The following is a 22,165-nucleotide window of genomic DNA, read 5'->3' on the forward strand; positions in this document are numbered from 1 at the left end:
AGGGTTATGACTATGCCGTTTGTGTCACGCCTGCCGGGAATCGACCTGGCCTATGAGGTTCTGGACGGGCGCGGGCCGCTGGTGATGTTCTGCCCCGGCTATGCCTCGGACATGCAGGGCACCAAGGCGCTGGCGCTGGAAGCCTGGTGCAAGGCGCAGGGCCGGGCGATGCTGCGCTTCGACTATGCCGGGCATGGCGCCTCCGGCGGGGTGTTTCTGGAAAACGGCATCGGCGACTGGGCGGCGGATGCGGCATTCGTGCTGGAGCAGGTGGCGCCAGGGCGCGAGGTGCTGCTGGTCGGCTCCTCGATGGGCGGCTGGATTTCGCTGATCCTGGGGCAGGCTTTGGGCGCGCGGCTGGCGGGGCTGGTGCTGCTGGCCCCTGCCCCGGATTTCACCGCCCGGACGCTGGAGGTGGAGCTGCCGCCCGAACAGCAAGAGGCGATCCGCAAGCAAGGCGTGATTTATAAGCCTTCGGAGTATGGCGATCCGATGCCGTTCTCGCTGGCGTTGCTGGAGCGCAGTGCCGGGCATTATGTGATGACAAAGCCCATCGCCATCACCGCGCCGGTGCGGATTTTGCACGGCATGCGCGATGACGCGGTGCCCTGGGAATTGTCGCTGAAGCTCGTGCAAAATCTGACCGGCTCGGATGTGCGGGCGAGCTTCATCAAGGCCGGCGACCATCGGCTTTCCACGCCGGATGATCTGGCGTTGCTAGAGCAGACCGTTGGCGCGCTCCTCGGCCAGGATGGCGGCTAGGCCCTCGCGGTAGGTGGGGTAGCGCCAGGCGAGGTTGAGGCCGGATTTGGTGGCATCGGCCCGCACCTTGCGGTTCTCCGCCCAGAAGCTGCGCGCCATGGGGGACATGGTTTTCACCGCCTCCTCAAACGGCACGGGCGGCGGCGGGGCGATGCCGAGCAGGCGGGCCGCTTCCTGGACCACGTCCGTCGGCGCGGCGGGCTCGTCATCGGCGAAGTTGAAAATGCCGGTGGCGCCCTGGCGGATGGCGGCGGCAACGCCCAGCCCGATATCCTCCCGGTGGATGCGCCCGAACATATGGCCGGGCTTGATCACATGCCGCCCCTGCCCGGCCCGCAGATCGTCCAGCATGGAGCGTCCGGGGCCGTAAATGCCGGCGAGGCGGAAGATGGCCAGGGGCTTGCCCAAATCCGCCCAGCCTTGTTCGGCGGCGATGCGCCGGCGGGCGCGGGCGGAGCCGGGATTGGGTGGGGTGGTTTCATCCACCCAGCCGCCTTGCGCGTCGCCATAGATGCCTGTGGTGGAGAGATAGCCCAGCCAAATGGGGGACGCGGCGCGCAGGGCGGCGCTGTAGCGGGCCAGCACCGGGTCGCCCTGCTCATCCGGCGCGGCGCTGGTGAGGATGTGGCTGGCCTGGGCGATGGCCGGCTGCGCCTGCGCGAAGGGCAGCAGCGTGACGCCGGGCTCCGGCCTGGCCTCGCTGCGATAGGTGGCGCTCACCTGCCAGCCCGCCGCCACCGCCTCTTTGGCGATGGCGCGGCCGGCATAGCCGAGGCCGAAAATGAGAAGATGCGGGGACGAGACTGTCATCCCCGCCTTTCTGGCATCAACCCGGCCCCGTTAAAAGCCTGGAAAAATTAGCAAAAGTTTTTGGTGCCGCTTTTTTCAAAAAGCGGCGAAGAGGTTCGGGGTGGTGGCACAGTTGTCGTCAACACCCCAGACATTTTGCAGCCCTTTTTGGAAAAAGGGCTGCACCCCAAAAACTTTTATAACTTATTCAGCGGGTTGCTTTAGCCCTTCTTGCCCAGCTTATATTCCAACGCCTCTTCCGCCGTGGCGACACCGCCATGCGCGGCCGACCAGGCCATCGGGTTTTCCAGGAATTTGCGCACCCCAGCCAGGGCGGAATCCGAGAAATAAGCGTGGCTCTTGGCGGCTTCCAGCACATCCCACCAGGTGCAGAGATGGTGCAGCTTGATGTCCATGCTCTCCAGCGTCTCGAAGGAGCCGGGGAAGACGCCGTAGAAGAACACCACGAAGGTATGGTGGCAGAGCGCGCCGGCCTCGCGCAGCGCGTTGGCGAACTGGATCTTGGAGCCGCCATCAGTGGTCAGATCCTCGACCAGCAGCGTGTTCAGCCCTTCCGGCACGTCGCCCTCGATCAGCGCGTTCTTGCCAAAGCCCTTCGGCTTCTTGCGGACATAGGCCATCGGCGCGTGCATGCGCTCGGAGATCCAGGCGGCGAAGGGAATGCCCGCGGTCTCGCCGCCGGCCACGGCCTGGATGGTCTCATGGCCGACATGGCGGTAGATCTTCTCCACCGCCAGATCGCAGATTTTGGCGCGGGCGCGGGGGAAATAGATGATCTTGCGGCAATCGATATAGACCGGGGATTTCCAGCCGGAGGTGAGGGTATAGGGCTCCTCGGGGCGGAAATTCACCGCCTTGATCTCCAGCAGCAGCTTCGCCGTGGTCAGGGCAGCATCCCGGTCCCAGTCGCTCGCCCAGTCGATTTTCGCGGCAATCCGCCCACTCATATCCTTAAACTCCGTTCAACGCGGTCAAACCGCCCCCCTCCTAGCCGCTCGCTTGCAGCCCGTCCATGCGTTTTGGCGGGGCGGGGCCAGGGTTGTGCGGCGCGGCGGGAGTGGTATTTGATAGGGCCAGCATGGAGTAGAGAGAGTAGAAATGGCCAAAATCAAGGTAAAAACCCCGGTCGTGGAGATGGACGGCGACGAGATGACCCGGATCATCTGGGGCTTCATCAAAGAGAAGCTGATCCTGCCCTATCTCGACATCGACCTGAAATATTACGATCTGGGCATCGAGTATCGCGACCAGACCGATGATCAGGTGACCGTGGACGCGGCCAATGCCACCAAGCAGTATGGCGTGGCGGTGAAATGCGCCACCATCACCCCGGACGAGGCGCGGGTGAAGGAATTCAAACTCAAGAAGATGTGGAAGAGCCCGAACGGCACCATCCGCAACATCGTGGACGGCACGATTTTCCGTGAGCCGATCATCTGCAAGAACGTCCCCCGGCTGGTGCCGCACTGGACGCAGCCGATCGTGGTGGGGCGCCATGCCTATGGCGATATCTACCGCGCCACCGACTATAAGGTGCCCGGCCCCGGCAAGCTGCAGCTGAGCTTCACCCCGGAGGGCGGCGAGCCGGTGGTGATGGATGTGCACGACTTCACCGGCCCCGGTGTGGCGATGGGCATGTTCAACACGCTGAAATCCATCGAGGGTTTCGCCCGTGCCAGCTTCAATTACGGCCTGGCCCGGAATTACCCGGTTTATCTCTCCACCAAGAACACCATCCTGAAGGGCTATGACGGGTTCTTCAAGGATACGTTCGAGCGCATCTTCGAGGCCGAGTTCAAGGCGCAGTTCGAGAAGGCCGGGCTGACCTATGAGCATCGGCTGATCGACGACATGGTGGCCTGCGCGCTGAAATGGAGCGGCGGCTATGTGTGGGCCTGCAAGAACTATGATGGCGACGTGCAGTCCGACATCGTGGCGCAGGGCTTTGGCTCGCTGGGGCTGATGACCTCGGTGCTGCTGAACCCGGATGGGACGGTGGTTGAGTCCGAGGCCGCGCACGGCACCGTGACCCGGCATTTCCGCGAGCACCAGAAGGGCCGCCCGACCTCGACCAACCCGATCGCCAGCATCTTCGCCTGGACGCGCGGGCTGATCTATCGCGGCCGCTTCGATGGCACCCAGGATGTGGTGGATTTCGCCGAGACGCTGGAGCGCGTGTGCATCGAGACGGTGGAAGCCGGGCACATGACGAAGGATCTGGCGCTGCTGATCGACAAGAACGCGCCCTGGCTGACGACACAGGATTTCCTGGATAAGCTGGATGCGAATTTGAAAGTGGCGATGGGGTAAGGCTGTAGGGGGGCGGATAAGATGTGTCCGCCCCTTTTCGTGTAATACAGAACGGACAGGAGTATGATTGGATGACGAGGCCGTTCTATTTCGATAAAAATCATAGCCTCGGTTTAGCAACAGCTAAGGACACTCTATCTCCTAGCGCTCCGGTAGAAGCCCGCCTTCTCTTGGAATTTGAAGCAGAGGGAACTTACACGAGACGCCCACCTGCTCTTGTCGATTTGGATGCGGCTCTTCCTAATACAGCCGACACCGCCCGAACCTGCTTTGCTCAGCTCTCGCAATGGCACCAGCCTGTCGAATTGTTCGAACTCCCGATGGCAGCTGTTGTTGGGCAAGGCAGCGTAGTGACCAATGAGCGTCGGTTGATCAAAGAGAGCGCGATTGAATTCATCGCGCATAATCGCGCACCAGACGGTTTTATTACCAAGCCTGACGGGACATATGCCTGCACCGTTGAACGCGGTCAGTTCATTCAAGGCGCTTGTCTACTTGCGAAGCGTCCGTGGTATCAGAATTACGGGCACTGGCTTGTTGACAGCCTGACCGTCATCGCGCTGGCAGCGGAGTTGATCCGCATCAATAAGTGGAAAATCGTCATAGGGAAATTTCCCAGCGCGGGCATGAGGCGCGCGGTGCTGGACAGCATTCAAATGATTTTCCCAGACATCGAGATGGAAGTCTTGGAACACCCGGACGACGAAGTCTGGTACTTCGAAAAACTTCTCTATGTCACACCGACACACGTCCCCCCCTTGTTCAAATCGCCAACCGCACTCCATAAGCTGCGTGGCTTCGCGGCTTCAATCGTGCCCAGAACGCCGGGGCGTCGCATATTCATTTCGCGGAATACGTCCAGTTTTCGTCGCCTGCTCAATGAAGAAGAGTTATTTGTGCTTCTTGGTGAGTACGGATTTGAAATGGTCTATCCAGAGACATTGCCCTTCGAAGAGCAGGTAGGGCTTTTTGCTGAAGCCGAAATCATCGTCGGTGTCAAAGGCGCAGCCTTGACGAATTGCATCTTCTCGCCACGCGGGATGAAGGTTTTGGCTCTTTGCCCAGCGGATTTTCCGGACATGTTTTTCTGGGATTTCATTGCACAGCTCGATGGCCACTATGCTGAAGTGTATGGTCCAATCGTGACCAACAACTATCCCAGCCATAATGATTTTTCGGTATCGATCGAAGCGTGCCGACGCGCGATCGAGACACTTTTAGACCTCTGACATTCAACTTTTCGCCGAAGCGGATAACATCCATGTGGAATGACGAAATTCTGCGTAACCTGATTACATCGTCTCTCTGGCGCTACGGCGAATGGGGCAAAGATAACCACTCACTTTTACGCTTTGCCCCGAACGGGAAAGTTGCATGGTATAAGCACTATAACGAAGCGTTGTGGAGGCTGAAGGAAGGCTGCATCGTCATCTCACATATCGACGGGATGGAAACCGTTCGGTTCAACGAGGTCCATATGGTAGACCAGAAAATTCATCTCGTTGGAGATTTTCTTTTGTCCGATCCATCACCTTTCAAGATGACGCTGACATCGGTCGATTTCGAGGAGGCAGCGTTGGCAATCCCTGCTCCCGACCAAACTGCGCTTGCCGAAACCGCTGGTAATAGAATTCTGGTTTCGCTCTGTTTTCATTTCCGCGCGGCGACGGTCAAATATCTGTTGCAGGTCATCAGAAACTACCTGTCTTTTCCCGTGGCGAAGCTAGATGTGCTTATCTACACGAACGCCTCAGGCGAAGATCTCGGCGTGCTTCAGGCTGCTGTACAACAAGGTCTCTCTGGGCAGGAGGAACGTAACAGCGTTTTAATCAAACCTGTTCCGAACCTGGATGACCCTTGGCTGCTGCCTTGGGCGCATAAAGCCGACTTTAAGGATCTCTTCCTCGATCGCGATGATTATACCCATTACATCTACTCGGAAGACGATCTCGCCTTTAATTTCGCGAATTTTCAATATTTCGTGCGTTACAGGGACACGTTGAAGAGCCTTGGGCTTGTGCCCGCTTTTTGCGTCACTGAATATAGTGATGACGGGCAAGTTTACGCAAAGGAACAGCCCTACAAGATCGACCTCAGCCTAACCAGGTCGGTTCGTATCGGTGACCTCAACTTCATCAATCACGAAAATCCATACAACGCGTTCTACATTTTGGACAAAGCCATGGCACAAGCCTACATTTCGTCCGATTCGTTCGACGTGGAGAAGAGCAAGGGTAAATGCGTTTGGGGAATCGCCGAGCGCGCCGCGATGGGGCTGTGCTACGAAAATATTCCCGAAGGCTTTGCCTCAACCTATGTTGTGCCACTGGACCGCGAAAAAAAGACTATCCCGTCTTTCGCTATGGTCGAGCATCTTCCCAATAAATATGTGAACGAGAAAAACACGGCTTTCTCGAAGATTTTGCTGCGGGATCTGTTCACCTGATCCGTCAGCTGCGGGAGCTGGGATACGTCCCCTCCCAGCCCCCGCCAAGGGCCTGATACAACGTCACCAAATCCGTGCCCAACTTCTGCAGTGAGTCCGCCTGGTTCTGCTGGGCGGCGAGGTTGGTTTGCTGGGTGGTCAGCACGGTCAGGTAGTCCACCAAGCCTTCCTTGTATTGCTCTTCCGCCAAGCTGAGGGCGATCTGGCTCTGGTGTACGTCTTCCTGCAGCGCCTGCTGAGTGGCGTGTTCCTGTTCATAATTCACCAAAGCGGTATTCACCTGGGTGAAGGCGGTGAGCGCGGTTTTGGCGTAGGCGATGGCGGCTTCCTTCTGCTTGGCCTCGCTCAGCTTCAGCGCGCCGCGCAGCTGGCCGCCCTCGAACAGCGGCAGCGTCACCGTCGGGCCGAAGCCGTAGGTGAGCGATTTCCAGCTATCCATGGCATTCAGCGTCATCCCTTCCAGCGAGGCGGAGGCGCTGAGCGAAATGTCGGGGAAGAAGGCGGCCTTGGCGGCGCCGATCTGCGCGGTGGCGGCGTGCAGATTATCGGCGGCTTCGCGCATATCCGGCCGACGGGTCAGCAGCTCGGCCGGCAGGCCCACCGGCACGCTGGGCGGGGTGAGCGGCACAGGGGCGGGGGTGAGCAGATCCTGCGGCAGCCCGTCCGGGGTCTGGCCCAGCAACAGGCCGATCTGGTTGATCAGCCCGTCGCGCTGGGCGATCAAGGTCGGGATCTGCGCGGAAATCTGCGCCGCGGTGGCGCGGGCATTGGCGACATCGAGCGAGGTGGTCAGCCCCGCCTGCTGGCGCTCGGCGGTGAGTTTTACCAGCTGGTTGGCGAAATCCAGGTTCTTCTGGGTGATGCCGAGCACGGCCTCGGTGCCGCGCAGCTGGATATAATTGCTGGCCACCTGCGCTTCCACATTCAGCAGGGCGGCGCGGCGGGCTTCCTCGGAGGCGCGGGCCTTGGCCACGGCGGCTTCGACCAGGCGCTTGTTCTTGCCCCAGAGATCGAGGTCGAACATCGTCTGCAGCCCGTACTGGTAGAGATTATAGGGCTGGGTGACGCTGGGAAAGGCTTTGCCGAACTGGCCGAGCGGGCTGTTCGGGCTGACCACGTTGCGGCTATAGGAGGCGTTGGCGCCGAGATTGGGGTAGAGCGCCGCGCCCTGGATCTGCGCCTGCGCCTCAGCCTCGAACAGGCGCTGGGTGGCGATCTGCAGGTCCAGATTCTGCTGCACGGCGCGGGTTTCCAGGGCGGTCAGCACCGGGTCGTTGAAACTGTTCCACCATTGCGGGTCCACCGCGCCGCCGGAGACGTAAGGCGCGCTGCTGGCCGGGGCATCGTTGAGGAAGGCGATGGGCGCGTTGGCGTGGGGCGCCTGGTCATTCGGCCCGAGCATGCAGCCCGACAAGGCGGCCAGCAGCCCGAGCGACAGGGCGGAGCCGGTAAGGCCACGGCGCAAATGCATGGATGTCACGATCTTCAAACTCCCTGTGCCGCGCCCGCGGCGGCCGCCAAAACAACCATGGCCGGGCCTGTCCGGGCAAGCCTCGCCCTGGGCAGAATCAACCAGCCGATGAAATTGCCGTCTTGTTGCACATAGGACAGGTTTCATACCACTCTTAAACCAAGCTGGCAGCTATACGGCGGAAAACCCCGCGCACATCTTGAAAAACAGGGGAATTGTGCCGGGTGGCGCCGCCGCCATCGCAGCGAAACTGTTGAAAAGCCAAATCTTTGATTGAGCTTGCGCAACGCGGTTCTCATCAAAATCGCTAAGATCGTTAAAATATCGAAAAAAACCCTTGCGTCCGAGTCGTTTTTGCAGGTTAACTCCACTTAAGGTTGAAGTGCCCAAAAAGGGAGATAACGAAATGGCTGGTTTCACTTCTTTGGACGTGATCGTTCGTGACAAGCTGCGGACGTGGCCGCAGCATCCGCCGGGTCTCGCGGATCACGATATGGGGGCGTCCGGGTCATGGCTGCGGGCGAGGCCGGGGCCGCCGCAGGAACGCGACCAGCCTTTCCTGAAGCTGCCCGGCGCCAACCGGCTGCGCACCCATCCGGATGGGTTGTGGCTGTGTTTCGGCGGCACCGAGGCGGACCCGTATGTCGATCTCTTCGCCATCGAGGCCTGCGGCTGCTACCAGAATTTGCTCGATAAGCGCTCGCGCTTCGCCCCCTCGATGCATTCCTGGCTGGCGGTGTGTTCGGAGGAATGGCTGATGCAGCCGGTCTCGCCCAACAACCCGATGCCGCGCTGGCGCTATACCGGCTTGCTGCGGCGCACGCCGACCGGGCCGCTGGTGCTGCCGGTGCGCGATATGCGGGTGATGTATGCGCTGCGCCCGCGCCAATATACCGGCTTCGTCACCAGCCAGATTCCGCACGCGCATGAGTTTTTCGCGCCGATGGAGGCGATCATCGGGCCGGAGGGCTGGCAGCATCCGCCGCTGCGCGCTTTCATCGCCCGCACCTCGCCGCGGGCGAATTTCTTTTCCTATCCGGGGGCGAGTGCGGCCTAAGGCTCAGGCGGTGAGGTCGGCGGGCAGTTTACCGTCCGCCAGCGCCTTGGCCAGCGAGGTGCCGTCCAGCTCATTGGCGATGGCATCGCGCACCCGGCGCATCACCTTGCGGATCTCGCAGGCCTGCTCGTCGCGGCATTCGTCGCAGCGGCGGTAATAATTCACCGAGACGCAGGCGAGCGGCGCCAGCGGGCCATCCATGATGCGCACCACCTGGCCGAAGGTGATCAGATCCGCCGGCTTGGCCAAAGCGTAGCCGCCGCCACGGCCCCGGCGCGAGCGCACCAGCCCGTTGCGGTTCAGCTCCAGCAGGATGGCTTCGAGGAATTTCTTCGGCAGATTCTCGCGCTCGGCGATTTCGGAGACCAGCAACAGCTTGTCGTCCTTCTCACGCGCCAGCACCATCAGGGCCTGCAAGGCATATTTGCATTTCTGCGACAGCATGACCCTTCTCCCGGCTCCTTTTGATCTGACATATTCATCTACAAGACATAGGGCGCGTAGAAAATATCCCAGCGAACATATTGCGGAATTTCCGATAGAAAAACAAGGAATTCGGTAGGCGTCAGAGACCGGCCAGGCTCTTGATCACCGCTTCCGCGACCTTGATGCCATCCACCCCGGCGGAGAGAATGCCACCCGCATAGCCGGCCCCTTCCCCGGCCGGATACAGCCCGCGCGTGTTCAACGAGCAGAAATCCTTGCCCCGGGTGATGCGCAGCGGCGAGGAGGTGCGGGTTTCCACCCCGGTCAGCACCGCATCCGGACGGTCGAAGCCTTTGATCTGCTTGCCGAAGGCCGGCAGCGCCTCGCGGATGGCTTCGATGGCGTAATCCGGCAAGGTCGGCGCCAGATCGGTGAGGTGCACGCCGGGCTTGTAGCTGGGCAGCACCTCGCCGAACGATTTGGAAGGCGTGCCGGCGATGAAATCGCCCACCAGCTGCCCTGGCGCCTGGTAGGCGCCTCCGCCCGCCACATAGGCGGCACGTTCCCAGACCCGCTGGAATTCCACCCCGGCCATTACATCCCCCGGATAATCCGCCGGGGTGATGCCGACGACGATGCCGGCATTGGCGTTGCGCTCGGCGCGGGAATATTGGCTCATGCCGTTGGTCACCACCTGCCCGGCCTCGGAGGTGGCGGCGACCACTGTGCCGCCCGGACACATGCAGAAACTATAGACCGAGCGGCCATTCCTGGCGTGGTGCACCAGCTTGTAATCGGCGGCCCCCAGGATCGGGTGGCCGGCGAAGGGGCCGAAGCGGTGGCGATCGATCATGCCTTGCGGATGCTCGATGCGAAAGCCGATGGAGAAGGGCTTGGCCTCCATGAACACGCCGCGCTGATGCAGCCGGGCGAAACTGTCGCGCGCCGAATGGCCGATGGCGAGGATGACATGGTCGGTCTCGATCCGCTCGCCGCTCTCCAGCAGCACGGCGCGGATCTGGCCGTCCTGGATCTCGAAATCATCCACCCGCGTGTCGAACCGGTATTCGCCGCCCAGGGCGGTGACTTTCGCGCGGATCGCCTCGACCATGGAGACCAGCCGGAAGGTGCCGATATGCGGCTTGGCGATATAGAGGATTTCCTCCGGCGCTCCGGCCTCGACGAATTCCTCCATCACCTTGCGGCCGAGGAAGCGCGGATCCTTGATCTGGGAATAGAGCTTGCCGTCCGAGAAGGTGCCGGCCCCGCCCTCGCCGAACTGCACGTTGGAGGCGACGTTGAGCTCGCCGCGCCGCCACAGGCCCCAGGTATCCTTGGTGCGCTGGCGGACCAGCTTGCCGCGCTCCAGCACCAGCGGGCAGAATCCGGCCTCGGCCAGGATCAGCGCCGCCAGGATGCCGCAAGGGCCGGTGCCGATGATCACCGGGCGTTTCGCCGGGCGCGCCTGGGCGATGGCGGGGAATTGATAGCCCATATCCGGCGTCGGCATGCCGGTTTCAACCGCCCGGTCCAGCACGGCATCGACCGTATAGACCAACATCACCTGGGATTTCTTGCGGGCATCCCAGGCCCGCCTATGAACCTGCCAGGAAAGGATAGCGCTGTCCGGCACGCCGAACCCTTCAGCGATGGCGGCGATGAGCGCGGGCGGCTCATGGTCGATCGGCAGGCGCAATTCGGTGAGGCGGCGGGAGGGGAAGGATGTCGGGGCCATGGCAGATGTGGCGTCTAACCCGGCGCGGCGCATCCGCCAATCGTCCCGACGCGGATTTTATCCACAGCGCTCTTGATAAGCCTGTGGAGAAGCGTGTGGATGAAGCGCAAAGCGCGGCGCCTGGGCAGAGACCGGCACGGTTTGGCGCCGCGATGGTTGACCGGGATGCGGATCTGGGTTTCGGATAGGCAATAATCCGGAGGCCGCATGACGAAATTTCACTGGCCAGAGCTTGGACTTTGCGTGGGCGGGCGGGGGTGAGCCTGGTCATTGATCTGCGCTGCCTGCAGGACCCGGCCTACCGGGAGCGGGGCATCGGCAATCATGCGCGCAATCTCATCCGCCATGCGCCGCCGGGCTGGGTGGGGGTGTATGATCCCGCACTGCCCGCGTTGCCGGAGGCGGTGGCGGCGCAGGCGGGGCGGCTCTCGCCGCATGGCTACGTGCCGGGGGCGACTTTGTTCCTCAACCCCTCGCCCTTCACGCCGAACCAGGAATTCTGCGCCCGGCTGCTGACCGATGCGCGGGTGCGCAAGGCGGTGTGCGTGTATGATTTCATCCCGTTCGACGAACCGGGGCGCTATCTGCGCACGGCCGGGGCGCGGCTGGATTATTACGCCGCGCTTGCCTGGCTGCGGCAATATGATCTGTATTTTCCCATTTCGGTGCCCACCGAGGCGCGGTTGCGTGAGCTGTTCGGCGCGGTGGAAAGCGTGGTCACCGGCGTCGGGCTGCCGCCTTTTCTGCAGGCGCTGTCGCCGGCGGTGCCGCGCCATGTGCTGATGGTGGGCGGGGATGATCCGCGCAAGAACCCGGAGCTGCTGCTGCGCGCTATGGCGTCCAGGCTCCGCCTGAGCGAGGTCGAGCTGGTGATCACCGGCGGATATGACGAGGCCACCGCCGCCCGGCTGCGCGCGATCCGCCCGGTGGCGTTGCCGGGGCGGGTGAGCGATGCCACGCTGGCTCAGCTCTATGCCGGGGCTCTGGTGGTGGTCACGCCGTCCAGGGCTGAAGGGTTTTCGATGCCGGTGGTGGAGGCGTGCCGGGTGGGCGTGCCGTCCCTCGCGTCTGACATTCCCGCGCACCGGGCGCTGCTGCCGACGCGCTTCCTGTTCGGGCCGGATGACGTGGAGGGGCTGGCCGCGCTGCTGGAGGAGACGCTGCGGGCCCGCGAGGCGGCAATCGCCGCGCAAGCCGGGCTCGCGGCGCCCTTTGCCGAAGACGCGGTGGCGGCGACGCTGTTTGCCGCCCTGCCCGCGCCTGTGCCACCGACATCGCGGCGGCCACGCATCGCCTTGCTCTCGCCACTGCCGCCCACCCGCAGCGGGGTGGCGGACCATTCCGCGGCCTTGCTCGCCGCCTTGCGCAAGCTGGCGCAAGTCGATGCGTTTTGCGGCCCCTATTCGCGGCTGGCGGTGCAGGATGGCGCCTATGACGCGGTGCTCTGCGTGCTCGGCAATGCGCCGCTGCATGATGAGATTTATCAGCTCTGCCTGCGTTATGGCGCTGCCTGCCTGTGCCATGATGCGCGGCTGCTGGGGTTGGCGACCACAAACGGCCTCGCCCCCGCCGCCGTGCTGGCCAGCGAGGAGTTGGGGCGGGTGGTCAGCGAGGACGAGATCGCCGCCTGGGCGGCCGATGAGCGCCAACGTGAGGCGAGTTTTCTGGGGAGGCTGGCGCGCGCGGCGCGACCGCTGATCTTCCACGCGCCGCAGCCGGTGCGGCTCTGCCAGGAACGCTTCGACGTGCAGGCGCAGGCCCTGCCCTTCCCGATGATGCGGTCCCATGCGCCTGTCACGCCCGAAGAGCGCGAGGCGGCACGGGCGGGTCTGGGCATCGGTCCGGCGGAACAGCTCATCGTCTCTTTCGGGTTTCTGGTGCCGGCGAAAGCCATCGGCGCGGCGCTGGCGGCTTTCGCTGAGCTGAAACGCGAGCGCCCGGCGGCGCGGCTGGTCTTTGTCGGCGAGGTGGCGATGGATCTCGCCGCGCTGCGCGATGAGGCGGCTTCGTTGGGGGTGACGCTGGGCACCGGCTTTGTCACGCCTGCGGATTATCGCGCCTGGGCGGCGGCGGCGGATGCGGGGCTGCAGCTGCGCATCGGCCAGGCGGGCGGAGTTTCGGCGGCGTTGCAGGATGGCATCGGCGCCGGGCTGAACATGGTGGCGAGCCGGGATCTGGCGGAGACGATCAATGCACCCGATTACGTGCTGCGGGTGGCGGATATGCCTGACCCGGCGGAGATTGCCGGGGCGCTGGCGCGGGCCTTGGCGGCGCCTGGGCCCGATGAGGTGATGCGGGCCGCTTACTGCGCCGCGCATGACATGCAGGCTTATGCGGTGCGGTTGCTGGAGATGATTCTCTGAGCGACCAAGCTGCAACACCCAACAAACCGGGATCAACATGGATCCGTCAAATGTTTCGATCCCGAGTCTCCTCGTATTTTCTCTGTGATCGAAACATGGTGATCCCTCAAGGCAGGAGCGGCGATTTTGGAAACCGCCCCGGCGTTTCCCCGCTTTGTCTAGAGCGTCAAGCTTTTAGCTTGATGCTCTAAATTTTGTTTTAGCGAGCAATTTCATGTGTTTAGATTGACGCTGGCGCGTCAACCTAAAGACCTATTGCTCTAGGCCGGCTCGCGGTTGGCCAATGCGATGGTGAGCAAGGCGCCCTCCATCTGCTTCGCCAGCTCGTTATCCTTCGCCTGCGCCGCCGCCAGCTCGGCCCGCAGCGCCGCCAGCTCCTCGCGCAGCACCGCCAGCTCCGCCGCCATGCGGTCCTGCGCCGCCGTCACGTCGGCGGCCATGAACTGACGCAGGCGCTTAAGCTGGGCCTTAAGCATGGCGGCGCAGATCCAGGCAGCGAGGGAATTCCGGCCCCTCCACCGGCAGCGGCAACGGCGCTGGCCCCGGCGTATGGCCAAAGGCCCAGAAGCGCGAGCGCCGCCTGGCCTCGGCCGCGTTGGAGTTGATCGGGAAATCCTCATAAGCGCGCCCGCCCGGATGCACGGCGTGATGCGTCATCCCGCCGATCGAGCGGCCGGACCAGCTGTCATACACGTCGAACACCAGAGGAGTCTGCACGCCGATGGTCGGGTGCAAGGCCGAGTACGGCGCCCAGGCCTTGAAGCGCACCCCGGCGACATATTCGCCCTGTGTCTGGGTCCGCTGCATCGGCATCGCCGCGCCATTGCAGGAGAGGATATAGCGCTCATCCACCCAGCCATTCACCTTCACCTGCAGCCGTTCGGCGGAGCTGTCCACATAGCGGGCGGTGCCGCCGCTGCTCTGCTCCTCGCCCAGCACGTGCCAGGGCTCCAGCGCGTGGCGCAGCTCCAGCTGCATGTCGCGCACCGTCACATCGCCCAGCTTGGGAAAGCGGAATTCCAGATGCGGGGCGAACCAGTCCGGATCGAGCGGGAAGCCGAGCCCGGCCAACTCTTCCAGAGCGTCCTTGAAATCCTGCTCGGCATAGTGGGGAAGCAGGAATTCATCGTGCAGGCGCGTGCCCCAGCGCACCAGCCGGCGCTCATAAGGCCGCTCCCAGAAGGCGGCGACGGCGGAGCGCATCAGCAAAATCTGCGCCGCGGACATCTGCTCATGCGGTGGCATCTCGAAGGCGCGGAATTCCACCAGCCCGCGCCGGCCGGAGGCGCCGTCCGGCGAGTACATCTTGTCGATGCAGAATTCCGTACGATGGCCGTTGCCGGTCATGTCGCAGAGGATGTTGCGGAACAGCCGGTCCACCAGCCAGGGCGGGGTCTGGCTCTGGCGGCCGACCTGGCGGAAGGCGATTTCCAGCTCGTTGATGCTGTCCTCCCGCGCCTCGTCGATACGCGGATGCTGCGAGGAGGGGCCGATGAACAGGCCGGAGAACAGGAAGCTGAGGCTGGGATGGTTGTGCCAGAAGCCGAGCATGGATTTCAGCAGATCCGGCCGGCGCAGAAAGGGGCTGTCAGTGGGGGATTTCGCCCCCATCACCACATGATTGCCGCCGCCGGTGCCGACATGGCGGCCATCCAGCATGAATTTCTCCGCCGCCAGCCCGACCTCGCGCGCCGCCTCATAAAGCTGGGCGTTGCGGGTGGTCAGCTCGGCCCAGCTGGTGGAGGCGGGGATGTTGGCCTCGATCACGCCGGGGTCCGGGGTGACGGAGAAATTCACCACGCGCTCATCCTCGGGCGGCAGATAGCCTTCCAGCACCACCTTGCGGCCGAACTCGGCGGCGGTGGCCTCGATGGCCGCGGTGAGTTCCAGCCAATCCTCGACATCGTAAAGCGGCGGGTAGAAGATGTGGAGCTTGCCATCGCGGGCTTCCACGCACAGCGCGGTGCGCACCACACCCGGTTCCTCGCGCCCCACCACCGGCAGGCTTTGCGGCACCGGGCGGAAATTCTCGATCGCCCCCTGCCCTTCCGCGGCGTGCGGCCGGTAGCGGGCGAACTGCAAGGCATCGCGGCGCGGCAGCGGAGCTTTCGGGGCGAACGGGTCGGTTTCGTATTCCTGCTCGATGCTCGCATCATCCGCCCAGGGCAGGCTGTCCAGCGGCAGACGCAAGCCGATCGGGCTGTCGCCGGGGATCAGGAACATCACATCGTCCTTGAAGAACCAAGGGCCGGATTGCCAGCGGCGCTGGCCATCCATGATGACCCGGCGCAAAGGCAGCACCGAGCCGACATTCGAGGCCAGCCCCTGGCCGAAGACCTTGGCCAGGCGCGCGCGTTCCAGCGGGTCGCGCAGCTTGGCATCCTCGGTGACGACATTCGCCGGCAGGCGTTTTTCGCGCCAGAGGTAATAATGGATGTCCTCATGGGCGGCGTTGACCAGGTCCGGATCGACTTGCAGCCGCTCCGCCAAAGCGCGGGCGAAGATCGCGGTGTCGTCGGCATTGGCGTTGTCGGTATCGTCATCGGAAGCGAGCAGGGACGGGTCTTTCCAGACCGGCTCGCCATCCGCGCGCCAATGGGCGTGGATGGCCCAGCGCGGCAGCTGCTCGCCGGGATAATGCTTGCCCATATTGTAGGTCAGCGCCGCCCCCTTGCCCCAGAGCGGGGTGAGCTTGCGGATCAGCCGGCCAGCATAAGCGCGCTTGGTCGGCCCCAGCGCGTCGATATTCCATTCCGCGCCCTCATGGTCGGTGGCGGAGACGAAGGTGGGCTCGCCGCCCATGGTCAGGCGCACATCGTTGCGCAGCAGCGCATGGTCGACGCGCGCGCCACGGGCGAGAATGTCCTGCCATTGCTTGTCAGTATAAGGCTTGGTGACGCGCGGGGTTTCCTTCACCCGCTTCACCTCCATGTGGAAGTCGAACTCCGTCTCGGTGCCGTCCTCGGCGATGAAGCCGCCGGAGATGGGGGCGGCGGATTGCGGGGATGGGGTGGCGGCGAGCGGGATATGGCCCTCACCGGTGAGCAGACCGGAGGTGGCGTCCAGCCCCACCCAGCCGGCACCGGGCAGATAAACCTCGGCCCAGGCGTGCAGATCGGTGAAATCCGCTTCCGGGCCGGCGGCACCGCCATCGACGGGTTTCTGGTCGGCGGTGAGCTGGATCAGATAGCCGGAGACGAAGCGCGCGGCGAAGCCGAGATGGCGGAGCAGATTGACCAGCAGCCAGCCTGAATCCCGGCAGGAGCCCTTGCAGAGTTTCAGCGTTTCCTCGGGCGTGAACACGCCCGGTTCCATGCGCACCACGTAGGAGATGCGCTCACTCACCATGCGGTTGATCTCGACCAGCATGTCGGTGGTGCGCGGCTCCTGGTCCTTGAATTTCGCCTTCACCTCGGCGATCAGCGCCGCCAGCAACGGGCCGGGCTTGCTCAGCAGCCGGAAGGGCGCCAGCTCCTCGGCCAGCACCGGGTCATAGGCGAAGGGGAAGGTTTCCGCGTCCGGTTCCAGGAAGAAATCGAACGGGTTGATCGTCGCCATGTCAGCGACGAGATCGACGATCACCTCGAAGCTGGTGACGCGCTCGGGGAAGACGACACGGGCGAGGAAATTGCCTTGCGGGTCCTGCTGCCAGTTGAGGAAATGCGGCTTCGGCGCGATCCGCAGCGAATAGGAGATGATCGGGGTACGCGCATAAGGGGCGGGACGCAGCCGGATGGTCTGCGGCCCCAGCGACACCGGGCGGTCGTATTTATAGGAGGTGCGATGAGTGATGGCGGCGTGGATCGACATGCAGGCTCCTTGGATACGCTTTCAGCCCAGCATGCGCAGGGCTGTTTCGCAACGCAATAGCAACCAGAGGGGAAAGCGCGCATGACAGTGGCGTGATTGTCAGCAGCCGGGCGGGGTGCGAACATGAATCAGGCAAGCTGCTGATTTTGGTGGCAAAAGGCGTGTGGGAGCGCACGGGCATGGGCGAGCGCAAGGCGGTGTTTTTCGCGGCGGATGCGGCCTATCTGCCGCTGGCCTGGGTGGCGGCGCGGGATGTGGCGGCGCAACCCGGCCGGGATTTCGATGTCTGCCTGCTCTTGCCCGAGGATGTCGCGGCCCCGCCACCGCCGGGTGTGCGGGTGTTGCGGGTGCGCCTGCCGGAGGTGTTGGCGCATGTGGCGGGGCCGGCGCATATGTCGCCCTTCGCCTATGCCAGGCTGGCCGCCCCTGCCCTCTGGCTCAGCGATTATGACAAGCTGCTTTATCTGGATTCGGATATCAGGGTGAGCGGCGATCTTTCGCCTTTGTTCGCGCTGGAGATGGGCGAGGCGCTGGCGGCGATGGTGGAGGATTGCGGGCGCTATCTGGGCGCTGCCGGCGGGCGGGAAGATTGGGATGAGTACCGGACCCGCACCGGCTTGCGGCTCGACGCCCCTTATTTCAACAGCGGGGTGATTTTGATGAATGCGGCGCGCTGGCGGGCGGAGGCGCTGTGGGCGCAGGCGGCTTCCTTCATCGCGGCGCGGGGGGCGCAATTGCGGTTCATGGACCAGGATGCGCTGAATGTGCTGGGCGGGCGGATCCTGGAGCTTTCACCGCGCTGGAATTTCTGCACGCATTATATGGGGCTGGGGCTGGAAGGCGTGGTGGTGCCACGGGTGCGGCATTATCTGAACGTGCTGAAACCCTGGCGGGATCCTGAATGGGCGATTTTGTACGGTAAGGCGGATGTGAAGGTGTTTGGCGCGGCGTTTGCTCGCTCGCCCTGGCCGGGGTTTGTGCATCAGGGGCTGGTTTCGGCCCTGCCCTGGCGCAAACGCGCGGCGCTGGCGGCGGCCAAGGCGGCGCGGCATGTGCCGGAGGCGGCGCTGGCAGGGCATATGGAAAATTTCATCGGGCTGGCGCCGAGGCTGTGGCGCGACGTGCGCGCCGGCTTCGCCGAAGGCGCCAAAAGCTACGTGGATTTAAGCTCGGAAGAGGCAGCCGCATGGAAAGCGGCACTGACCTGAAGGCGCAAAAGTTTTTAGGGGGTCCAAGGGGGGATTTTTTCAAAAATCCCCCCTTGAGGTTCACCCTTCTCGTTTGATGAGAACGTGCTGCTTCTTGCCCACGGAAAGCTTCTGCTCAGCCTTGGGCGCGATCATCTGCGCCTCATCGGTGATGGCGACATCATCCAGCTTGGCACCGCCACCGCGAATGAGCCGACGCGCCTCGCCATTGGAAGCGGCCAACCCGGCCTTCACCAGCAGCGCGAAGGCCGGCAGACCCGCGCCAAATTCGGCGGCGGTGAGGGAGATCGACGGCAGGCTGCCGGCGGCAACACCTTCGATGAAGAGCTTGCGCGCGGTCTCGGCGGCGTCCTCCGCGGCGGTGCGGCCATGGGCCAGCGTCGTCGCCTCGGTCGCCAGGATGATCTTGGCGCTGTTGATCTCGGCCCCGCCCAAGGCTTCGAGGCGGGCGATTTCGTCCAGCGGCAGATCGGTAAACAGGCGCAGGAAGCGGCCGACATCGGCGTCCTCGGTGTTGCGCCAGAATTGCCAGTATTGGTAGGGGCTCAGCTTTTCGGCCGAGAGCCAGACCGCGCCCGCCGCGCTCTTGCCCATCTTCTGGCCCGACGCCGTGGTGATCAGCGGGGTGGTGAGGCCGAAGACGCTCTTCTGGTCGGTACGGCGCACCAGCTCGATGCCGGAGACGATATTGCCCCATTGGTCGGAGCCGCCCATCTGCAGCACGACGTTGTTGCGGCGGTTGAGCTCGCGGAAATCATAGCTCTGCAGGATGGAGTAGTTGAATTCCAGGAAGGTGAGGCCCTGCTCGCGGTCCAGCCGGCTCTTCACGGAATCAAAGGAGAGCATGCGGTTGACGGAGAAATGCACGCCGACTTCGCGCAGCAGGCCGATATAGGAGAGCTTGTCCAGCCAGTCGGCATTGTTGACCAGAATGGCGTCGTTCGGGCCGTCGCCGAAATTGATGAAGGCTTCCAGGTTTTTGCGGATGCCGATGAGGTTTGTGGCGATCTGCTCATCACCCAGCAGCTGGCGGGCTTCCTCGCGGAAAGACGGATCACCGATGCGGGTGGTGCCGCCCCCCATCAGCGCCACCGGGCGGTGGCCATGGCGCTGGAACAGGCGCAGCAGCATGATCGGGATCATGTGGCCGACATGCAGGCTGTCGGCGGTGAGGTCGAACCCGGCATAGCCGGCGATGGAACCGTTCGCGCAGGCCGCGTCGAGGGCCGCCTCGTCGGTGCATTGGAAGATGAAGCCGCGGGCTTTCGCCTCGGCCAGAAATGCGCTGTTCGCCATGGTTCTACTCCTGTGCCGGCGCGGGTAGCACAGGCGCAGGCCGGGGCAAAGCCGTGCGCCACAAGGCAGCGAGGACGACGAGCGGGGTGAGTTCATGCCCGGTGGCGATGGAGATGACCAGGCACAGGCCGGGCCAGAGGAAGAGCAACGCGTCCAGGATGCCGATGCGCCAGTGACGGTTTTGCGCGGATTGGGCGAGGATCACGCCATAGGCGGTCATGTAACAGGTATATTCATATGGTACGGCGATGAGGTTGAGGCAGACGGCGGCGGCGCAAAGCTGCGCTGGGCGCCATTTCACCAGCAGCATGGCGGCAAATGCCGCCAGCGTAGCCACGATCTGAAGCCCCCCCGTAAGCCCGGTGCCAACGCCGAAACTACGCAACATCCAATAAACCGAGGCGCCCCAGCCTTGCTCACCTGCGGCATCGAAGGGTGCGCCCAGCAGCGCAACACTCTGGGCTCGCCCTTGGACAAGATAAGCCCGCCAAGCCCCCTGACCAAAGCAGAGATAAGACAGCAGACAAAGCCCCAACCCCACCGCGCCGCACGCGGCAAACGCGCGCCAGCGACGCTGTCCCAACCATAGAACCGGCAAGATCAAGCCCAATTGCGGCTTGATGGCGAATAGCCCGGACAATGCGCCGCCCAGTACCGGGTAACGCTGTCCCAGGCGGATTGCGGCAAGCATCAATGCCCCGCCCAGCATGCCAAACTGCACTAGCTGATAATCGATAAGTGCCGCCGGGCTGAGCAGCCCGATGGCGATGACCGCCCAGCCATAGCCGGCAAGACGCAGCAGCAACAATGAGGCGATGATGCAGAAACCGATCCAGCTCAGCGCCGCGATCTCGAAGGGCAAATGCGAAAGCGGCGCCAGGGCAAGCAAGGTTGGCGGCATGTAGAAGAAGGTCTGGTAAGGGAAATGCGGGATCAGCATCTGCCCCGCGGCGTCGATGAAACGAGGTGGCGAATAAAGGGTGGCGAAATCATGCGCCTGAGCCAGCTTGCCGGCCGGCCAGAAGACGGAAAAATCGCATTCGGGCCGGTTGCAGGGGGCATCCAGCCCGATCGGTTTGCCGGCGAGATAACCCAGGCGCGGCGCCATGTGCTGGGCGAAGGCAACAAGGAAAATGCCCCAAAAGCCGAGCAGAATGGCGATCCCGCCGAAGCGGTCGATGAAGCGCAGATAGGCGCGGAGGCGAGACTTCAAGATCGATCACACTTCATATGGGAGATTGACGAAATTAATGTTTTCAAGCGTCGCGACGTCTCACCCCCATCCGCCTGATGTAGGCGAATATTTCCGGCCAGACCATTCGCCCCTCACATCCGAAATAAATCGGAAGACCGATTGAAAAGCCGAAAACGAGCCAGAGTAGCACGACGTTCGAGAGAAAGGCCTGAGGATATAAAATGGCGAAAACCCAAGATCCAAGAATGCCGAAGCCAGCGCTTAATCGTGGCAACCATCCGGATGAGCGCTCGATCGACAGCGTGATGGCGCGCGCGACCAGAACCACGCCCATAGCACCGGCCCAGTCCACGACATAATGCTCGCCAAATCCGATTGTCGCCACGAAAATTGCGACTGCATAGAAAATGGCAGCTAATCTGTGTGAGACGGGAGAGCGTTGAACCGCAATGCAGCAGAGCAGAGCCCAGCTCGCATGAAGTGATGGAAACGTGTTGCGGATAGAGGCGATCGGGGCCGATACGCTATGCAGCGGCAAAGTGACCGGTACCGGGAGATGCGCTGGGAAGGCAGAACCGAAAAAGAACGCTGGCGCCAAAGCCGGAACAAGGCAAAATATCGGAAAGACCAAAAAGGACGAGATCAGCAGTTCAAGAGGTAAGCCGGCAAGGCGCGCGCCCGAATAAAACGCCTCAGAAATGATGGCGGGGACCGCGAATACGAGGTTATATTTATAGAATATTAAAACACAGGTGTGGATCAAAGGATGATCGCGCAACAAAAAGCCAAGCTGATATAGGCTGTTGAGATCCAAGGCCGCGTCAAAACGGTAGAGGATCGGATCGTAAACGATTGGCAAATGGCGCACGGCTTCGTCCAGCAGGGACCATGCGAGAATGGCGCCGATAAACAGGCATGCACTACTAACCAGGCTGGAAAAAATCAGAATATAGGCACTTCCCCATTTCCTGATCCGCCAGAAGACCAGCAAGCAGCCCAGACCACACTCAAAAATGGCCGGAAAGCCTTGCCATAATCCTTTCAGGCCTCCGTTTCGCAGCGTCATCCAGGTAAACCCAAAATCGATCGCGCTGAGAAGGCAAATCAAGCCCACAACGCGACAATCCCGTCGACGATCGGATATTGTAATCGCTATCAATGCAATCGCCTCAATAGCGAGGACCTCCCCAGGCTGCAGCACGATGGGTAGATACCCAGCCAACGCGAAGATCTCACTCACAGCGAATCCGGTTACGGCGACACAACAAGCTAGCCA

At 62.8% G+C, this 22,165-nt stretch carries 17 protein-coding genes; 7 read left to right on the plus strand and 10 right to left on the minus strand.

Annotation, left to right across the window (positions count from 1 at the left end):
• Positions 1-12: 12 nt before the first annotated feature.
• The gene (locus T331_RS0101380) at positions 13-762 is read left to right on the plus strand and encodes an alpha/beta hydrolase (protein WP_026438740.1); all 750 of its coding nucleotides are present in this window, start codon (positions 13-15) and stop codon (positions 760-762) included.
• Here the strand turns inward: T331_RS0101380 and T331_RS0101385 are convergent.
• Positions 718-1,572, minus strand: a complete 855-nt coding sequence (locus T331_RS0101385; RefSeq protein ID WP_026438741.1) for an SDR family oxidoreductase — start codon at positions 1,570-1,572, stop codon at positions 718-720. The two genes, T331_RS0101380 and T331_RS0101385, sit on opposite strands and share 45 nt — an antisense overlap.
• A gap of 200 nt (positions 1,573-1,772) precedes the next feature.
• Entirely contained in the window at positions 1,773-2,519 is a 747-nt protein-coding gene (locus T331_RS0101390) for an orotate phosphoribosyltransferase (RefSeq protein WP_155992556.1), read from the minus strand.
• Between the two features lie 151 nt (positions 2,520-2,670).
• Between T331_RS0101390 and T331_RS0101395 the strand changes: the two genes are divergently transcribed.
• From T331_RS0101395 to T331_RS0101405, 3 genes are all read left to right on the plus strand, one after another.
• On the plus strand, positions 2,671-3,882 hold the full coding sequence (locus tag T331_RS0101395) for an NADP-dependent isocitrate dehydrogenase (RefSeq protein WP_026438743.1): 1,212 nt from the start codon (positions 2,671-2,673) through the stop codon (positions 3,880-3,882).
• A gap of 71 nt (positions 3,883-3,953) precedes the next feature.
• The gene (locus T331_RS18965) at positions 3,954-5,111 is read left to right on the plus strand and encodes a glycosyltransferase family 61 protein (RefSeq protein ID WP_081822082.1); all 1,158 of its coding nucleotides are present in this window, start codon (positions 3,954-3,956) and stop codon (positions 5,109-5,111) included.
• 32 nt (positions 5,112-5,143) lie between these two features.
• Entirely contained in the window at positions 5,144-6,328 is a 1,185-nt protein-coding gene (locus T331_RS0101405) for a hypothetical protein (RefSeq protein ID WP_026438745.1), read from the plus strand.
• Positions 6,329-6,332: 4 nt separating this feature from the next.
• Here the strand turns inward: T331_RS0101405 and T331_RS0101410 are convergent, their stop codons facing one another.
• Entirely contained in the window at positions 6,333-7,799 is a 1,467-nt protein-coding gene (locus T331_RS0101410) for an efflux transporter outer membrane subunit (protein WP_026438746.1), read from the minus strand.
• A gap of 406 nt (positions 7,800-8,205) precedes the next feature.
• On the opposite strand from T331_RS0101410, the gene T331_RS0101415 reads away from it, so the two are divergent.
• Positions 8,206-8,856, plus strand: a complete 651-nt coding sequence (locus tag T331_RS0101415; protein ID WP_008493052.1) for a hypothetical protein — start codon at positions 8,206-8,208, stop codon at positions 8,854-8,856.
• Positions 8,857-8,859: 3 nt separating this feature from the next.
• On the opposite strand, the gene T331_RS0101420 is transcribed toward T331_RS0101415, so the two are convergent.
• Together T331_RS0101420 and T331_RS0101425 are read right to left on the minus strand one after the other, a co-directional pair.
• On the minus strand, positions 8,860-9,300 hold the full coding sequence (locus T331_RS0101420; protein WP_008493054.1) for an RrF2 family transcriptional regulator: 441 nt from the start codon (positions 9,298-9,300) through the stop codon (positions 8,860-8,862).
• A gap of 121 nt (positions 9,301-9,421) precedes the next feature.
• Positions 9,422-11,017 carry an NAD(P)/FAD-dependent oxidoreductase gene (locus tag T331_RS0101425; protein ID WP_026438747.1) on the minus strand — a complete coding sequence of 532 codons (1,596 nt, stop codon included), beginning with the start codon at positions 11,015-11,017 and terminating at the stop codon, positions 9,422-9,424.
• Between the two features lie 257 nt (positions 11,018-11,274).
• Between T331_RS0101425 and T331_RS0101430 the strand changes: the two genes are divergently transcribed.
• A complete protein-coding gene (locus T331_RS0101430; protein ID WP_026438748.1) occupies positions 11,275-13,380 on the plus strand; it encodes a glycosyltransferase in 2,106 nt (701 codons plus the stop codon).
• Positions 13,381-13,640: 260 nt separating this feature from the next.
• On the opposite strand, the gene T331_RS0101435 is transcribed toward T331_RS0101430, so the two are convergent.
• Both T331_RS0101435 and T331_RS0101440 read right to left on the minus strand, forming a co-directional pair.
• Positions 13,641-13,856 carry a hypothetical protein gene (locus tag T331_RS0101435; protein ID WP_026438749.1) on the minus strand — a complete coding sequence of 72 codons (216 nt, stop codon included), beginning with the start codon at positions 13,854-13,856 and terminating at the stop codon, positions 13,641-13,643.
• On the minus strand, positions 13,849-17,190 hold the full coding sequence (locus T331_RS0101440; protein WP_026438750.1) for a transglutaminase family protein: 3,342 nt from the start codon (positions 17,188-17,190) through the stop codon (positions 13,849-13,851). The genes T331_RS0101435 and T331_RS0101440 overlap by 8 nt, the downstream gene beginning before the upstream one ends.
• A 92-nt stretch (positions 17,191-17,282) precedes the next feature.
• On the opposite strand from T331_RS0101440, the gene T331_RS18970 reads away from it, so the two are divergent.
• On the plus strand, positions 17,283-18,398 hold the full coding sequence (locus T331_RS18970; protein WP_155992560.1) for a glycosyltransferase family 8 protein: 1,116 nt from the start codon (positions 17,283-17,285) through the stop codon (positions 18,396-18,398).
• Positions 18,399-18,458: 60 nt separating this feature from the next.
• Here T331_RS18970 and tyrS read toward each other — a convergent pair whose 3' ends face one another.
• The 3 genes from tyrS to T331_RS0101460 are packed head-to-tail and all read right to left on the minus strand — an operon-like array spanning position 18,459 to position 22,129.
• Positions 18,459-19,694 (minus strand): tyrosine--tRNA ligase, encoded by a 1,236-nt coding sequence (gene tyrS / locus T331_RS0101450; RefSeq protein ID WP_026438752.1) that lies wholly within the window; start codon positions 19,692-19,694, stop codon positions 18,459-18,461.
• 4 nt (positions 19,695-19,698) lie between these two features.
• Positions 19,699-20,907 carry a glycosyltransferase family 87 protein gene (locus T331_RS0101455; RefSeq protein ID WP_026438753.1) on the minus strand — a complete coding sequence of 403 codons (1,209 nt, stop codon included), beginning with the start codon at positions 20,905-20,907 and terminating at the stop codon, positions 19,699-19,701.
• 43 nt (positions 20,908-20,950) lie between these two features.
• Positions 20,951-22,129 carry a phosphatase PAP2 family protein gene (locus T331_RS0101460; RefSeq protein ID WP_026438754.1) on the minus strand — a complete coding sequence of 393 codons (1,179 nt, stop codon included), beginning with the start codon at positions 22,127-22,129 and terminating at the stop codon, positions 20,951-20,953.
• Between the last annotated feature and the right edge of the window lie 36 nt (positions 22,130-22,165).

The sequence above is a fragment of the Acidocella facilis ATCC 35904 genome (genome assembly GCF_000687875.1).
GTDB lineage: Bacteria > Pseudomonadota > Alphaproteobacteria > Acetobacterales > Acetobacteraceae > Acidocella > Acidocella facilis.

What these genes read in the sequence shown, in the direction of transcription:
- T331_RS0101380 (WP_026438740.1), top strand. Translation starts at nt 13, where the DNA reads ATGCCGTTTGTGTCACGCCTGCCGGGAATCGACCTGGCCTATGAGGTT.
- T331_RS0101385 (WP_026438741.1), bottom strand. Translation starts at nt 1,572, where the DNA reads ATGACAGTCTCGTCCCCGCATCTTCTCATTTTCGGCCTCGGCTATGCC.
- T331_RS0101390 (WP_155992556.1), bottom strand. Translation starts at nt 2,519, where the DNA reads ATGAGTGGGCGGATTGCCGCGAAAATCGACTGGGCGAGCGACTGGGAC.
- T331_RS0101395 (WP_026438743.1), top strand. Translation starts at nt 2,671, where the DNA reads ATGGCCAAAATCAAGGTAAAAACCCCGGTCGTGGAGATGGACGGCGAC.
- T331_RS18965 (WP_081822082.1), top strand. Translation starts at nt 3,954, where the DNA reads ATGACGAGGCCGTTCTATTTCGATAAAAATCATAGCCTCGGTTTAGCA.
- T331_RS0101405 (WP_026438745.1), top strand. Translation starts at nt 5,144, where the DNA reads ATGTGGAATGACGAAATTCTGCGTAACCTGATTACATCGTCTCTCTGG.
- T331_RS0101410 (WP_026438746.1), bottom strand. Translation starts at nt 7,799, where the DNA reads ATGCATTTGCGCCGTGGCCTTACCGGCTCCGCCCTGTCGCTCGGGCTG.
- T331_RS0101415 (WP_008493052.1), top strand. Translation starts at nt 8,206, where the DNA reads ATGGCTGGTTTCACTTCTTTGGACGTGATCGTTCGTGACAAGCTGCGG.
- T331_RS0101420 (WP_008493054.1), bottom strand. Translation starts at nt 9,300, where the DNA reads ATGCTGTCGCAGAAATGCAAATATGCCTTGCAGGCCCTGATGGTGCTG.
- T331_RS0101425 (WP_026438747.1), bottom strand. Translation starts at nt 11,017, where the DNA reads ATGGCCCCGACATCCTTCCCCTCCCGCCGCCTCACCGAATTGCGCCTG.
- T331_RS0101435 (WP_026438749.1), bottom strand. Translation starts at nt 13,856, where the DNA reads ATGCTTAAGGCCCAGCTTAAGCGCCTGCGTCAGTTCATGGCCGCCGAC.
- T331_RS0101440 (WP_026438750.1), bottom strand. Translation starts at nt 17,190, where the DNA reads ATGTCGATCCACGCCGCCATCACTCATCGCACCTCCTATAAATACGAC.
- tyrS (WP_026438752.1), bottom strand. Translation starts at nt 19,694, where the DNA reads ATGGCGAACAGCGCATTTCTGGCCGAGGCGAAAGCCCGCGGCTTCATC.